Raw genomic sequence first — 14,422 nt, 5'->3', positions numbered from 1 at the left:
TAAGAGTTTTTTATACAATTATATCACCCCCCCCCGTAAAATCAAGGCTTTTTTAATCAGTATAATAATAACAATTTACTCTTTTTAATTTCTCTTCAAAATCCACTCTTTCAAAAGGCAGATCAACTAAAGCCGCAATTGTGCCTTTTCTTATTTCATCTGTATTATGTGTATATAATTTAAATCCGAGTTTATACAGTGCACACCTCACGGGTGTTGCAACGCTATACGAAGTTATTATACCAAATTTATTTAATATATTCTTAATCTGTGTAAAATATTCTATACTCCACAGCTCTTTATTTACTTTTGGAGAAAAGGCATCCTGAAAAACAATATCAATACTACTTAATTTTTTAATATATTCCCTTGCATCTCCTATAAACACTTCAATTTTTACAAATTCGTCTTCATAATAAAAATTATCGCTTATTTTATTTATAATGTGTCTTATGCTGTCAAACTCTTTAGGATATGGAAAATCTTTTAAATTCTTAATTAAATCTTCATCCATTTCTGGGGAGAAAATATTTAATTTTGAATGTTGGGGTCTGTTTAAAACACTTAAAAATGTGTTATATCCAAGTCCAAAACAGATATCTAATATATTAATTTCTTTTTTTTGAATAACATTGAAAGCCGGATATATGTGTTTATAAAGGCTTTCTTTAACAGCCCCCTCACTTGAATGATAGCATTCGTTAAATTTATCGTTTTTTAATGTAAAAGTTCCGTCAGCTGTTTTTATCTTTTTCAACCTTTTTCCTTGCATAAAAAAATGCCAAAATTCCTATAATTACATATAAAGAAAATACAAAAACAAGCTCTATTTTATTTATTTTATATTCATAATAAAATATAAAAACACCGCCTATAAATAAACCGGCCATCGAAATTAACGTAATAATGAGCGATGAATTTGTCTTATCCTTTATTTTAAAATTAGCCAGAGACATTAAAAAAGAGACTAATAAAAATGTAATACTTCCAAATTCCAATATTAATCTTAAATTTCCTATAATAATGAGTAAACTCGCAACAAATGCCATAGTAAAAATAGAATAACTTGGAATTGTGCCTTTCCTGAAACTTAAAATCTTTGGCATATATCCATCGTCCGCAATTCTTGCAAGCTGACGGGAAGAGCCGAAAAGAGTGGAATTAATGGCACTTGTTGTAGCCAAAATTGCGCTAAAAATAACTAGAGCCCCTCCCCATTCACCTACAATCGATTTCATTCCCACAGCCAGAGCCGCTTCTTTATTTCTTATTAATTCATTCTTATCAATTGATAAAACACTGGCAAGTGCAATAATAAAATAAATCAGACTTACTATAAAAATTGCCGAATATATCGCCCTTGGAATATTTTTGTCCGGGTCTTCCATATCTTTTACACCGTTGATTATAAGCTGAAAACCTTCATATGCCACAAATGTAACGGATGAGACCATTAATATATTCAAAAACGGGGTGTTTTTAAAATCACTGCTTAAAACTCTTATAAACGAATGGAAATCATATTTTGAAAAATAAAAAAGAATAAGTGAAATAATAAATAAAATAAACAGCTTTAAATACACAATAACATCTTCAACCTCCCCCATTCCCCTGACACTCCAGAGATTAATTGCGGCAAAAGTCCATACTATTAAAATAGCAATTATTTTTCTGATTATTTCATTTTCTCCGAAACTCATTAGACTTATCGAATATGAAGAAAATGTATAAGCATATAAAGCAATGGTTGAAATATATCCAAAAACCGTATACCAACCTATTATTGCCGCCGCAAAATGCGAATTTGCAAATGTTCTTTTAAAAAAAGCGTATGTTGCACCTTCATCCTTATAATAAACTCCAAGTTTTACATATGCATATCCGGCAAAAAAAGCCAAAACACCTCCAAGAGCTATTGAAAAAGGAGCTAAAAATCCTGCAATTGATACAGAAATTCCAAGGATAGTAAATATACCGCCCCCTATCATTCCTCCTATTCCGATTGCTAAAAGTTCTTTAAATCCCAGAGCTTTTTTAGTCATTTTCCACCACTTCCACAAAAGCATTATATAAAGTTACAATATCCCTGTCCGCCTTTCTTAAATGTTTTGCCAGGTTATATGAAATTATCCAAAGCATTTTTACCCCGATTGTAGGATATGTATCAATTATTTCTATAAAATCGTTATGCTCTATTTCAAAAACCAAAATATCGGTTTTTGCTTTTATAGTTGAGCTCACAAATCCCCTGTCTATTAAATTGACCTCTCCAAAAAATTCTTCCCCTCCTGCCTTTATATCCGTAATAATATAATCATTTTTATAAATACTCTCTTTTATTACACTGACTTCGCCCTCTTTTAGAATAAAGGCTTTACCTGAATATTCGCCCTCTTTTACAAGGATTTCATCCTTTTTATATCTTTTTTCCTTAAAAAAATTTTTTATCTTTTCATATTCTTCATTATTCAGCGTTTTAAATATCGGATGGTTTTTCATAATATCTCCTCAATTATCAGCTGGACTTCCCTGCCGTAATAATTATTTTCACTTAAATTGAATTTAAATGTTATATTGTCATCAAATTCTCCGTCAAATCTAAAAATAATTGCAGGCAGATAAATACCATTTTGATTTAAAATCAGTTTATAATGATTATCTTTTAAATTTTGAATATGTTCAATTTTGGCCTGAGAGATAAATTTAGGTTTCGGATTGGCTTCCCCGAAAGGTTCGTAACCTTTTATAATATCCAGTAGCTCCAAATCTATTTCACAAAAAGGAAGTTCACCCAAAACAAAGTCTTCTATAAAAAAATCATCCTTACTGTATTTTTTTATTTTTTCATTTAAGGTTTTTTTTAACTTTTCAAAATTTTCTTTTCTTATTGTAAGCCCGCAGGCCATTTTATGCCCCCCAAAGCCATCTAAAATTTCAGAACATTCATTAACCAATTCAAAAATATCGATATTTCCGAGACTTCTTCCGCTGCCTTTAAGAAATTTACCCTTTTTTGAAAAAACAATTGCAGGTTTTTTATGCTTTTGAACAAGTCTGCTTGCAATAATCCCCACAACGCCTTCATGAAAATCACCGAAAGAGAGAATAAAATCTTCATCTTCCACTTCAATAGATTCAATAATTTCTTTTTCCGTTTCTTTTCTTAAATTGTTAAGTCTGTCAAGTTCAAGATAATATCTAAAAGCTTCCTCTTCGCTTTTACTCACCAAAAAATTATATGCCGCATATGCACTCTCCATCCTGCCGGCCGCATTAATTCTCGGGGCTATCTGAAAGGCAATAGTTTCAGAGTTTATTTCTTTAAATTCACGCACCAAAATTCTACTAAACGGCCTTAATGCCATATTCAGCCTTTTTAAGCCCATATTCACAAGTGTTCTGTTCATATGTGTTAAAGGCATTACATCGGCAATTATTGCAATAGAGAGAATATCCAGAAACTCCCTTAAATCTATTTTTAAATTCATTCTCTGTTTTATAGAGGCGCACAGATACCATGCAACCTCAGCCCCGCATATTTCTTTAAAAGGAAAATCAGGTGAAATTTTCGGATTAATTACAGCATAAGCCTCCGGTAATTTAAATTCACCATTTTCACCACTTTCACCGCTTTCACCATTAATTATTGGCGTGTGGTGGTCCGTAATTATTAAATCAATTCCAACCTCTTTACAGATTTTGGCTGCTTCAAATGAGGTTATCCCGTTATCTACTGTAATTATCAAATCGGCTTTTATTTCTTTTAGAATTTTTGGGCTCAGTCCGTATCCGTGAACAAATCTGTTTGGAATAATTATTTCTACATCAACCCCGATTTTTTCAAAAAAAAGTTTCATTATTGCCGAACTGCTTGTCCCGTCAACATCGTAATCACCTACAACTACAATTTTTTCTTGTGTTTGAATTGCTTTTACTATTCTTTCATCTGCTTTATAGATATCTGATAAAAGGGAAAAATGGGGAATATTATTTTTTATCAGCTCTTTAATTCTCCATCATAGCCGCTTTTCAGGCAGCCAGATTTTTTAACTTTTCATTTTTCATTTACATTGCATTTGTATGCATTCTCAACAAAGCTCATAATTACTTTATTCGGAGATTTTAATTTATTTGTAAATTCCGGATGAAACTGAACTCCTACAAACCAGGGGTGATTTTTAAGCTCAACCGCTTCGATAAGCCCTTCTTTACTTTTACCGCTTACAATCATTCCGTTATCTTCCAATGCTTTTTCATAAGCATTGTTTACTTCATATCTGTGACGGTGTCTTTCAATCACTTTATCCACTTTGTAGGCTTCATAAAGCTTTGTATCTTTTTTTATAAGACATTCATATCCTCCAAGTCTCATAGTTCCGCCCAAAGGGGATTTGTGTGTTCTTATTTGTTTTTGTCCGTTTGCATCTATAAATTCATCTATAAGATAAACAACCGGCTCGCTTGTATCCGGTTCGAATTCCTGAGAATTGGCGTATTTTAAACCTAAAACGTTTCTTGCAAATTCTATTACAGCAAGCTGCATCCCTAAACATATCCCGAGATAAGGAATTTTATTAACTCTGGCATATTTTATGGCTATCAGTTTACCTTCAACCCCTCTTTCACCAAAACCTCCCGGGACTAAAATTCCACTTACTTCCGCAAAAATATTTTCAAGTTCTTCATCACTGATTTTTTCAAGATTTTCACTGTCTATCCATTCAATTTCCACTCTCATATCAAGATGGGCGCCGCTGTGAATTAAGGCTTCTATTAACGATTTGTAGCTCTCTTTTAATTTAAGGTATTTTCCGACAAAAGCTATTTTTACCGACTTTTGAGGAGAAATAATTTTTTTAACAAGATAATTCCATTCACTCATATCCGGGTGCAGTTCACCAAGATCGAGCTGTTCTGAAATCGGCTTTAAAATATCCTGATTAAAAAAATTCAGAGGGACCTGATAAATGGTAGGAGCATCCACCGCTTCAATAACGGCTTCCCTGTCTATGTCGGTGGAAGTGGCAAGTTTGTCTTTAAGACTTTTAGGAAGAGGCTTTTCTGTCCTGCAGACTATCATATGAGGCGTAATACCTATACGTCTTAGTTCCTGCACACTGTGCTGGGTCGGTTTTGTTTTAAGCTCGCCCGCAGCCTTCATATAGGGAATCAGAGTAACATGCACAAACATAGCATTATTTTTACCAACTTCCTGTTTAAGTTGCCTTACCGCCTCTAAAAAAGGAAGTCCTTCAATATCCCCGACTGTTCCTCCGAGTTCTACCACAACAATGTCGGCATCGTTACTGACGTCTTTTATTCTTTTTTTTATTTCATCCGTAATATGTGGAATAATCTGAACCGTTTTCCCCAGATAATCCCCTCTTCTTTCCTTTTTTATTACGCTTAAATAAACTTGCCCTGTTGTAAAATTATTTTTTTTACCTAAATTTATATTTAAAAATCTTTCATAATTTCCCACATCCAAATCCGTTTCGGCTCCGTCTTCGGTTACAAAAACCTCTCCGTGCTCAAACGGGCTCATTGTTCCCGGGTCAACATTAATATAAGGGTCTATTTTTACCATAGTGACTTTCAATCCGCTGTGTTGAAGAAGCGTCGCAATGGAAGCTGATGTAATACCTTTTCCGAGAGAACTGAGCACTCCTCCGGTTACAAAAATAAATTTAGCCATAAAGTCCCTTTTTTATGAAATTATATCATTTTTAAATAAGATATAATTTCATAAAAATACTGACTAAATAACGAAAAAGTAAAAATATTACAGCGTTGCGGAATTTAACAAAAATTTTGCGTTAAAAAATTGCATCTAACCCGTTAGGGCTGCGTAGCTGTTTGCAATTTTTAGCAAAATTTGAGTGATACTTTAGTAAAATGAAGCACTGAGCTGTAATATTTTTATCTTTGTAGTTTTTTAATTATCCATATTTAATCAGTACTAAAAAAGGTTATGATTGATAATATCAATATTAATTATATTTATTGCGGGATATCTTTTTAAAATATTTAAAAACGACTATTCCAAACCTTTGATAGATATTGTTATTTTTATCTCTTTTCCGGCACTTGTTATTTATAAAATTTATTATTTAAAATATTCGAATGAAATTTTAGAAATTTTTTTTATTTCATTTATCAGTCTTTTATTTGGCATGACATTCGGATTTATAATTTCAAAACTAATGAAATTTGACCAAAAAACATCTGCCGCCGTCCTTTTAACCACGACTCTCGGAAACACATCTTTTTTGGGCTTTCCGATGGTGGTAAGCCTGTTTGGGGAAAAAAATCTAATCTGGGCTATTTTTTTTGATCAGATAATGTTTTTCGGTTTAATTGTTTTTGGAAGTCTGTTTGTGGCATATGGAAGCGAAAAAAAAATAGATATAAAAAGCATGGTAATAGACACATTTAAATTTCCTCCTTTTTTGGCTCTTTTATCAGCTCTGTTTTTAAGAAACTTTCATTTAAATTTAGAATTTTTAAAACCCGTCGGAAATTCTTTAATCTTTTTGGTAATATTGGCAATAGGAATGAGATTCAGCTTTTCGGATGTTAAAAAAAATATAAAACTGGCTTCATTGGTTCTTTTTATAAAAATGTTTTTAGTTCCTCTCAGTGTCTATTTTAGTGTTTATTTCTTTTTTGATATCAAAAATCCCGCATTTCAGGTAGCCTTTATAGAAAGTGCAATGCCTCCTATGGTTATGGCTTCCGTTTTGGCAATAGAGGCAAAACTCAGGGAAGATTTGGCAATTTCCGCCGTGGGGCTCGGAATTTTACTGGCGTTTGTTTTACTGCCTCTTTATAAATATTTATTATTTTGATATAATTGCGTCCTAAAAACAAACGAAAGGTGGTGAGAGCAGTGCCAGGAATCGTAGTACACCCAGGAGAAGATTTCGAATCTGCTTACAGAAAATTCAAAAGACAAGTTGATCGTAACTTGATTGTTGTGGAGCTCAGAAAAAGAAGATTTTACGAACCTCCTAGTGAAGCTCGCAAAAAAGAAAAAATTGCGACTCGTAAAAAAATTCTTAGAAAACTATGGATGCTCAGACGTTACGAATCAAGATTATAATCTTGATTCATTTTTTATATCTCTTACATCCAGCATTTAGCATTTCTTAAACCCTGTCCTTGGCAAAATTTTAATATCTTTATAATCACTGAATTTATTATTTTTATATAATTCAACTGCAGCCCTTGCAATCATCGCCGCATTATCAGAAGTATATTTCATATCCGGATAAAAAAGTTTGAAATTATATATAAGTGAGAGTTTTTCAAATTCTTTCCTTAAAGACTGATTGGCACTAGCCCCTCCCACAATTGCAAAATTTTTAGGCCTTTGTTTTTTAATTGCTCTTTTTGCCATAAAAACCAGATGCTCTATTGCTTTTGCCTGAAAAGAGGCGGCAATATCCTCTTTTTTATATTTATTTGATTCAATAACCAAACGGACGGCATTTTTAAGACCGGAATAACTGAATTCTATTTTTGAAGAATTTTTAAGGGGAAGAGGTAAATCTATGCAAACCTTTCCTTTTTTTGCAATTTTTTCTATTTCAGGCCCTCCCGGATAAGGTAGTCTTAACATTTTTGCACATTTATCAAAACTTTCCCCAAAACTGTCGTCCAAAGTTGTGCCTATTTCACAAATATCATCAATCCCGTTGAAATTAATTATTTTTGTGTGACCGCCGCTTACCAGTAAAACCATCATGGGCTTAACTTCTTCTTTTTCAATAAATATAGAATATATATGACCTATTAAATGATTAACGGGAATTATCGGTAAATCAAGAGCAATAGAAAGCGCTTTGGCCATCATTACCCCTTCTTGAAGCGTGACACTGAGCCCCGGCGCATTTGTTACCGCCACGGCTTTAAGTTTTGGAAAAAATTTTTTACATTCATTTAAAATTTTAGGAAGGGCCTCGGCATGAAGTCTGCTTGCAAGTTCGGGTACAACGCCGCCATAAACAGAATGCTCAAGTTCCTGTGATATTTTTTTATGAAACAGAAGTTTTTTACTTTCTATTTCAACAACAGCTATGCTGCTGTCGTCACAGCTGCTTTCAATTGCTAAAATCATATTTTTTCCTTCAAATATTAAAAAACTTAAAGATTTTTTAAACAAAATAATGTATAATTGTATCATATCAAATAAGGAGGTAAAAAATGAAGATACTGTTAATTGAAGACGATGAAAAAATAGGGGAAAACATAAAAGAATATTTAAAAAAAGAAAATTTCAGGGTAGATTGGGCAAAAGACGGAGAAGAAGGTTATTACCTTGCACAAAACAATAAATATGATGTTTTAATTGTTGACTGGATGCTGCCTAAAATGAGTGGGATTGAGCTTATAAAAAAACTGAGGGAAAAAGACATTTTAACGCCGGCGCTAATTCTTACTGCAAAAAGTGATTTGGAGGATAAACTCGAAGGTCTCAGTGTGGCAGATGATTATTTGACAAAACCTTTTGATTTTGAAGAACTTGTTGCAAGAATTAAAGCGCTTTTCAGAAGAAGCAAAAATATAAAAGAAAATATTTTAAAAGTGGATGATCTGGAACTGAACCCCGACACAAAAGAAGTAAGAAGAGGAGGGAAAAACATAGAACTTACCGCAAAACAGTTTGAGCTTTTAAAATATTTAATGATAAACAAGGGAAAAATTGTAACTCCTGAAATGATTGCCAACAATTTGTGGGAAATGGATGAAGAGATTAATTCAAATGTTATTAATGTCTATATTTCGCATTTAAGGAAAAAAATAGACAAAGACCATGAAAAAAAACTTATAAAAACATACAGGGGAATGGGATTTAAATTAAGTGATGAATAATCTCAGAAACGATCTGTTTATAAAATTTGCAGCAGTTGTTTTAATAATAATAGCCCTTTTTGAGGGGGCTTTAATTTTTGCACTTACCAAATCATTTAATATGCATTTAAAAGACAGGCTTGTTATAATAGCCAGTGAAATTGCAAATTCTAAAAAATATAATATAAATAATTTAATAGAACTTCAACACAAATACAAAATTTATCCGCTGTTTGTAAAAATAACGACACTTTCCAAATCCGCCGAAAATTTAAAAAAATACGAAGGTTTTGAAGTAAAAACAATAAAAACACCGAGCGGAATAGAAAAAATGCTTATTTTTAATTATGTTAAAAACAATAAAATAATAAGCGTTAAAACAATTATTTCAGGAAACAGCGACAAAATAGAAATAGTAAGAACGATATCTCTTGCAATATCATTTTTTATTTATCTTATAGTTTTGCTCGTAGGATATAAATTTATAGATGCCATTGCAAAAAATATTGAAAACACAATCAAAAGATTAAAATTTTTCAATTCAAACGTTTCACATGAGCTAAAAACACCTCTGACTATTATGAAAGGGGAAATTGAACTTGCTTTAAAAAAGGAAGAATGCAGCGAAAAACTTTTAAAATCTATATTAAATGAAATTAATTATATAAATGACATAACTGAAAAACTGCTGTTTTTAACCAAAAAAGATTTCACAAAAAAAGATTTCAAACAAACAGATTTGGAAGATATTATATTGGAACTATATGAAAAATATTCAAAAAGAATTGCTATAAATCTGGAAATAAGCGAAGACGATTTTCTTATAAACGGGGATAAAACACTTCTTAAAATGGCAATTTCCAATTTAATTGAAAATTCCATAAAATATCATGCAAAACATATAAATTTAAAATTAAAGAAAACAAAAAACAAAATAAAACTCATTATAGAAGACGACGGAATAGGTATACCAAAAGAAAAGATACCGTTTATTTTTGATGAATTTTACAGGGTGGATGAAAGCAGAAACAAAAAAATCAAAGGATTTGGACTTGGTCTTGCCATTGTAAAATCAATATTAAACCTGCACAGTGCAAAAATAAATGTTGAATCTGATATAAACAAAGGAGTAAAAATTACAATAGAATTTAACTCCATTTAAAAAAATATTGGTATAATATCAGTTAAAGAAGGAAAATGTAACCGTTCATTTCAAAATGAAACAAAGGCTATAGATGGAATATAATCATTACATTTTCCGCTGTTTATATTTATATTCCATCTGCAGCCTCCCAAAGGAGAGGCCATGTATATCTACACAGAAAAACTCCTTAAAATGGATGATATTGTCATAACAAACGATGTACAAATTATTTTTTCCACCATTGACAATGAAAAAATATTAAATTGGCTTTTAGAAAACCATTTTCCCAACAGTTTTATCGAAGATATGCAAAACGAAGACCAGTCAATAACCTATGAAGAGACAGAAAAATTTAAACTTATAATTATGAAATATATCAGATTCGATGAAGAAGAAAATTTACTCTACGATGATTCGAATGTGGTAATAATAAAAACAAAAAATAAGCTTTTTATTTTAGCACAGGAAAAAGAAATAGTTACGGAACTTGCAAAAAAATTTGAAAAAAAATATAAAAAATCTAATTCTTTTGAATATTTAATTTATATTACTATAGATATTTTGATAGACAACACAATTTTATTGGTTGACGTAATAGACGAAACACTGGAAGATTTGGAAGATTCTATTTTTCATGAAGAAGTTGAAGAAGACGAACTCCAAAAAGACGTTTATTATGCAAGAAGGACTCTAAACAGAATTACAAAAGTTTCCATTCACGAAAGAGACATTATAAATAAAATTCACAATAAACTCGATGAAACTCATAAGCATATGCTTAAATATGAATTTATAGACCTAACGGAACATTTAAAATATTTAATCAACGAATCAAAAACCCTGCTTGATAGGACCGGCTATCTCCTTAACCTTCATATGGGTATTCTCTCAACCCGTATGAACAAAGCCATGCAACGCCTTGCCGCCATATCACTTATATTTTTACCGTTAACTTTTATTGTTGGAAATTACGGAATGAATTTTAAATATATGCCGGAACTTAACTGGAAATACGGATATTTTGCCACATGGATTATAAATATAAGCATTGCTGTCGGGATTTATATCTGGCTTAAAAGAAAAAAATGGATTTGATTTTAATAAAAATTAAATATTAAATAAAACATTTTTATATATACATTGTGCCTGTCACTTTTTATAAAAAAAGAGAAGAAAAAAGAAAAAATTTTGTTTTTAACTTAAACTCCGGATTCTTCTCTTCTTTGTAAATAATCCCAATAGTGATCTACATTTTTTTGAATTTCTTCAATAACCCACCTGTTTTCAGGTTTGAATAGATGGGCGAATCTTCCCTGTTTGCCCAAATATTCTTCAACAGGAAGTTTTTGTTTTGGTCTGTAAGTAATTTTTAACCTGTATCCATCTTCAATTTCATACAAAGGAAAAGCACAGGTTTCAACAGCCAAATCTGCAATTTCCACCGTGTCTTCTGGTTTAAATTTCCATTCAGTCGTACATGGGCTAAGCGCATTTATAAATGTAGGCCCCACAGTAGCAAGGGCTTTGGCGGCTTTGTTAGCCAAATCTTTCCAATGTTTGCTTCCGGGAACAGCAGTTGCAACATAAGGACAGCCGTGTGCGGCCATTATCATTGTTAAATCCCTTTAGGGGTTGTTGAAGTATGTGCCCCGAGCGGAGTGGATGAACTTCTCTGTCCACCTGTGTTTGCATAATTTTCATTATCCAAACATACATAAAGGAAATCATGGCCTCTCTCAGTAGCACCGCTTAATGACTGAAATCCTATATCATATGTCCCGCCGTCTCCTCCAAAAGCAACAAATTTTACGTTTCTGTCAGGATTATATACTCTGTTTTTTTTGCTGAGAGCTTTATACATAGCTTCTGCCCCGCTTATTCCGGCAGCCGCATTTTCAAAACCAATATGAAGCCAGGAAACATCCCATGATGTATACGGATAAATCGCACTGCACACTTCAAGACATCCTGTGGCGGTTGAAACAACCAAATCATCATCAGTCGCATTAACCACTTCTCTCACTATCATACTGTGGGCACATCCGGGACATAATCTGTGCCCGCCTTGAAATCTGTCAGGAGTACAAGCAAACTCTTTTAAATTACCAATATTTTTCATAAAAACTCCTTAATTAAAACTAAGCTTAGGACCTCTAAGGTTAATGAAACCTTGTAAGTCTGTAACTCTTTTTCCAGCTTTTGCGTTTTTATCAGTTTCTCTAATTACTTCTAAAATATGCTGAGCAGTAGTATCTCTTCCGCCAAGACCGTAAATATAATTGGTCATAACTGCATTTACTCCGTTTGCATTGAGCGCACCGGCCACTTCATTAAACAAAGCCCCCATCGCTCCCATAGGACAGTTTCTATCAAGTGCAGCAACAGCTTTTACATTTTTTAATTTTTGGGCAATTTCATTATAAGGAAATGGTCTGAAGGTTCTTGGCATAACAAGTCCCGCTTTAATGCCCTCTTCCCTGGCCATGTCCACAGCAACCACTGCTGTTTCATAAGCGCTTCCCATAACTACAAGCGCCACTTCCGCATCTTCAATTTTATAACTTTCAACTCTTTGGTATTTTCTTCCTGTTAATTTTTCAAATTCTGCAAATACTTCATCAATTACAGCAGGTGATTCCATTAATGCTTTATGTTGAGAGGCTTTAAATTCAAAATGCCACTCTTCTTCCGTCTGTGCACCGTGTGTTACAGGATTTTTTGTATCAAGCATTGGATTTACACAAACATAATCACCTATAAAATTATAAGCAACTTCGTCTTGAAGCGGTTCAACCACCTGAGCGGTATGTGAAACCAAAAATCCGTCCTGATTTGTTGTAACAGGAAGTCTCACTCTTTTATCTTCAGCTATTTTAAAAGCGCATAAAGTCATATCATAGGCTTCCTGAGGATTATTGGCAATCAGATGAATCCAGCCGGCATCTCTACCTAAATACAAATCCCCGTGGTCACCATGAATATTAAGAGGAGATGCAAGGGCTCTATTTACAACCGTCATAACAATAGGAAGTCTCATACCGCTTGCCTGGTATAATACTTCTGTCATTAAAGCATAACCCTGGCTTGAAGTAGCAGTAGCAACTCTTCCACCGGCAGCCGCGGCACCAACACATGCACTCATTGCCGAATGCTCACTTTCAACTTTTACAAATTCACCGTCTACATATCCGTCTGCCAAAAAACTTCCGTAATTTTGAACAATCGGAGTTGAAGGGGTAATCGGATAGGCTGCTACAACATCGACCTGAGCCTGTCTTAGGGCATGGCTTGCAGCAGTATTTCCATCCCATACTTCTTTTGATTTTAATTCATATTTTTCTGCCATAATTATTCCTTTAATCTTTTTTAGGCCACTCTTGAAGAGCTTCGTCATTATCCGTAAATTCAGGAAACATTAAAAGAGATTTTATAGGAGTGGGACACACATCCACACAAACTCCGCATCCTTTGCATAAATTATAATTAATTCCAACAATTTTAGCCTGTTTTTTCCCTCTTTTACTAACCACTTCTTCTACCTGAAAGCAGCTGTCCGGGCAGCTTACCCAGCAAAAATCACAATCTATACATAAATTTCTGTTAAATACCGGTTTTTCAACCCTCCAGTCAGCCACTTTATAATTATATGAATTAAATTTACTTCTTATTTTCTTTTGCGGATCTTCAAAACTAGGTAAAACAGCCCCAGGCTGAATCTTATCCCAGGTAGTCATCATTTCTTTTGGTGTTGCCATAATTTCTCCTTATTTTACTTCTTCGGCGGCTCTTTTCATAGCCTTTAAGTTGCCGTCTATTATTTTTTGAGGGAATTTAGAAAGAATATCTTTCATTGAACTTAAAAAATCTTCAAACCCGATAATACCGCTGATTTTAATAAAAGCACCGAGCATAGGTGTATTTGGAATTGCTCTTCCTATCTCTTCTTGTGAAATTTTAATTGCGTCCACTGTATAAACTTTTTTACCCTGAAGATGTTTTGCAATATTTAATAAATCATCTTTATCCATATGGGTAGTAACAATAAAAACAGTATCATCTTTTGTGTTTTCCACAATTTCTTTTTGAAAGGCCAAAGACGGGTCTATCACCAAAACATAATCAGGAACAATCATTTTTGAATGGTCTAAAATAGGTGTGTCTGAAATTTTATCATATGCGCTCATAGGTGCCCCTCTTTTTTCCGCACCGTAAACAGAATAAGCCTGAACATATTTACCTGTTCTTGCCATCACATCCGCAAGAGCCTTTGCTCCCGTTACCGCACCTTGTCCCGCACGTGAGTGCCATCTGATTTGTAGCATTGTTATCCTTTTTGTTTGTATTTTATACAATTTTTCTTAAAGTATTCTTAATATAGCATAAAATCTATTTTTTTTTACGTAATAAAATTTAAACATTTAGCAA

General features: G+C 32.9%; 14 protein-coding genes and 1 pseudogene. 5 read left to right on the top strand and 10 right to left on the bottom strand.

Features of this window, described 5'->3' with window-relative positions; all coding sequences use genetic code 11:
- Nucleotides 1-52 precede the first annotated feature (52 nt).
- Genes DZ64_RS0105530 through DZ64_RS0105510 form a run of 5 tightly spaced genes read right to left on the bottom strand, consistent with a single transcriptional unit; the run spans nucleotide 53 to nucleotide 5,695 of the window.
- Nucleotides 53-757: a tRNA (5-methylaminomethyl-2-thiouridine)(34)-methyltransferase MnmD gene (locus DZ64_RS0105530; protein ID WP_236618663.1), complete on the bottom strand. Its 705-nt coding sequence runs from the start codon at nucleotides 755-757 to the stop codon at nucleotides 53-55.
- Complete coding sequence (locus DZ64_RS0105525) at nucleotides 735-2,042, bottom strand: APC family permease (RefSeq protein ID WP_024789749.1); 1,308 nt, start codon at nucleotides 2,040-2,042, stop codon at nucleotides 735-737. The genes DZ64_RS0105530 and DZ64_RS0105525 overlap by 23 nt, the downstream gene beginning before the upstream one ends.
- Nucleotides 2,035-2,499, bottom strand: coding sequence for a Crp/Fnr family transcriptional regulator (locus DZ64_RS0105520; protein WP_024789748.1), 465 nt, complete (start codon nucleotides 2,497-2,499; stop codon nucleotides 2,035-2,037). The genes DZ64_RS0105525 and DZ64_RS0105520 overlap by 8 nt, the downstream gene beginning before the upstream one ends.
- Nucleotides 2,496-3,998: a single-stranded-DNA-specific exonuclease RecJ gene (recJ, locus tag DZ64_RS0105515; protein ID WP_236618729.1), complete on the bottom strand. Its 1,503-nt coding sequence runs from the start codon at nucleotides 3,996-3,998 to the stop codon at nucleotides 2,496-2,498. The genes DZ64_RS0105520 and recJ overlap by 4 nt, the downstream gene beginning before the upstream one ends.
- Before the next feature lie 56 nt (nucleotides 3,999-4,054).
- The gene (locus tag DZ64_RS0105510; protein WP_024789746.1) at nucleotides 4,055-5,695 is read right to left on the bottom strand and encodes a CTP synthase; all 1,641 of its coding nucleotides are present in this window, start codon (nucleotides 5,693-5,695) and stop codon (nucleotides 4,055-4,057) included.
- Nucleotides 5,696-5,975: 280 nt separating this feature from the next.
- Between DZ64_RS0105510 and DZ64_RS0105505 the strand changes: the two genes are divergently transcribed.
- Nucleotides 5,976-6,848: an AEC family transporter gene (locus tag DZ64_RS0105505; RefSeq protein ID WP_024789745.1), complete on the top strand. Its 873-nt coding sequence runs from the start codon at nucleotides 5,976-5,978 to the stop codon at nucleotides 6,846-6,848.
- Nucleotides 6,849-6,889: 41 nt separating this feature from the next.
- Nucleotides 6,890-7,102 (top strand): 30S ribosomal protein S21, encoded by a 213-nt coding sequence (gene rpsU, locus DZ64_RS0105500; RefSeq protein WP_024787592.1) that lies wholly within the window; start codon nucleotides 6,890-6,892, stop codon nucleotides 7,100-7,102.
- A 36-nt stretch (nucleotides 7,103-7,138) separates the two neighbouring features.
- Here the strand turns inward: rpsU and tsaD are convergent, their stop codons facing one another.
- Nucleotides 7,139-8,119, bottom strand: coding sequence for a tRNA (adenosine(37)-N6)-threonylcarbamoyltransferase complex transferase subunit TsaD (gene tsaD / locus DZ64_RS0105495; RefSeq protein WP_024789744.1), 981 nt, complete (start codon nucleotides 8,117-8,119; stop codon nucleotides 7,139-7,141).
- Between the two features lie 86 nt (nucleotides 8,120-8,205).
- Between tsaD and DZ64_RS0105490 the strand changes: the two genes are divergently transcribed.
- The 3 genes from DZ64_RS0105490 to DZ64_RS0105475 all read left to right on the top strand — a co-directional run bounded on the left by DZ64_RS0105490 (nucleotide 8,206) and on the right by DZ64_RS0105475 (nucleotide 11,092).
- Nucleotides 8,206-8,874, top strand: a complete 669-nt coding sequence (locus tag DZ64_RS0105490) for a response regulator transcription factor (RefSeq protein WP_024789743.1) — start codon at nucleotides 8,206-8,208, stop codon at nucleotides 8,872-8,874.
- On the top strand, nucleotides 8,867-10,015 hold the full coding sequence (locus tag DZ64_RS0105485; RefSeq protein ID WP_024789742.1) for a cell wall metabolism sensor histidine kinase WalK: 1,149 nt from the start codon (nucleotides 8,867-8,869) through the stop codon (nucleotides 10,013-10,015). Before DZ64_RS0105490 ends, DZ64_RS0105485 begins: the two co-directional genes overlap by 8 nt.
- Nucleotides 10,016-10,159: 144 nt before the next feature.
- On the top strand, nucleotides 10,160-11,092 hold the full coding sequence (locus DZ64_RS0105475; protein WP_024789741.1) for a magnesium transporter CorA family protein: 933 nt from the start codon (nucleotides 10,160-10,162) through the stop codon (nucleotides 11,090-11,092).
- Between the two features lie 104 nt (nucleotides 11,093-11,196).
- Here DZ64_RS0105475 and DZ64_RS14120 read toward each other — a convergent pair.
- The 4 genes and pseudogenes from DZ64_RS14120 to DZ64_RS0105455 form a co-directional block, all read right to left on the bottom strand.
- Nucleotides 11,197-12,116, bottom strand: a pseudogene (locus DZ64_RS14120) (thiamine pyrophosphate-dependent enzyme).
- Nucleotides 12,117-12,125: 9 nt separating this feature from the next.
- Nucleotides 12,126-13,343, bottom strand: coding sequence for a 2-oxoacid:ferredoxin oxidoreductase subunit alpha (locus tag DZ64_RS0105465; protein WP_024789740.1), 1,218 nt, complete (start codon nucleotides 13,341-13,343; stop codon nucleotides 12,126-12,128).
- 10 nt (nucleotides 13,344-13,353) lie between these two features.
- Nucleotides 13,354-13,752 (bottom strand): 4Fe-4S dicluster-binding protein, encoded by a 399-nt coding sequence (locus DZ64_RS0105460; RefSeq protein WP_024789739.1) that lies wholly within the window; start codon nucleotides 13,750-13,752, stop codon nucleotides 13,354-13,356.
- Nucleotides 13,753-13,761: 9 nt separating this feature from the next.
- Nucleotides 13,762-14,319 (bottom strand): pyruvate flavodoxin oxidoreductase subunit gamma, encoded by a 558-nt coding sequence (locus DZ64_RS0105455; RefSeq protein ID WP_024789738.1) that lies wholly within the window; start codon nucleotides 14,317-14,319, stop codon nucleotides 13,762-13,764.
- Between the last annotated feature and the right edge of the window lie 103 nt (nucleotides 14,320-14,422).

Source organism: Lebetimonas sp. JH292, assembly GCF_000523275.1.
Classification (GTDB): domain Bacteria; phylum Campylobacterota; class Campylobacteria; order Campylobacterales; family Nautiliaceae; genus Lebetimonas.
This window is presented reverse-complemented; position numbering and strand designations above follow the sequence as displayed.

Excerpts from the sequence above, each read along its gene's own strand:
- DZ64_RS0105525 (WP_024789749.1), bottom strand. The coding sequence starts at position 2,042 with ATGACTAAAAAAGCTCTGGGATTTAAAGAACTTTTAGCAATCGGAATA.
- DZ64_RS0105520 (WP_024789748.1), bottom strand. The coding sequence starts at position 2,499 with ATGAAAAACCATCCGATATTTAAAACGCTGAATAATGAAGAATATGAA.
- DZ64_RS0105510 (WP_024789746.1), bottom strand. The coding sequence starts at position 5,695 with ATGGCTAAATTTATTTTTGTAACCGGAGGAGTGCTCAGTTCTCTCGGA.
- tsaD (WP_024789744.1), bottom strand. The coding sequence starts at position 8,119 with ATGATTTTAGCAATTGAAAGCAGCTGTGACGACAGCAGCATAGCTGTT.
- DZ64_RS0105490 (WP_024789743.1), top strand. The coding sequence starts at position 8,206 with ATGAAGATACTGTTAATTGAAGACGATGAAAAAATAGGGGAAAACATA.
- DZ64_RS0105485 (WP_024789742.1), top strand. The coding sequence starts at position 8,867 with ATGAATAATCTCAGAAACGATCTGTTTATAAAATTTGCAGCAGTTGTT.
- DZ64_RS0105475 (WP_024789741.1), top strand. The coding sequence starts at position 10,160 with ATGTATATCTACACAGAAAAACTCCTTAAAATGGATGATATTGTCATA.
- DZ64_RS0105465 (WP_024789740.1), bottom strand. The coding sequence starts at position 13,343 with ATGGCAGAAAAATATGAATTAAAATCAAAAGAAGTATGGGATGGAAAT.
- DZ64_RS0105460 (WP_024789739.1), bottom strand. The coding sequence starts at position 13,752 with ATGGCAACACCAAAAGAAATGATGACTACCTGGGATAAGATTCAGCCT.
- DZ64_RS0105455 (WP_024789738.1), bottom strand. The coding sequence starts at position 14,319 with ATGCTACAAATCAGATGGCACTCACGTGCGGGACAAGGTGCGGTAACG.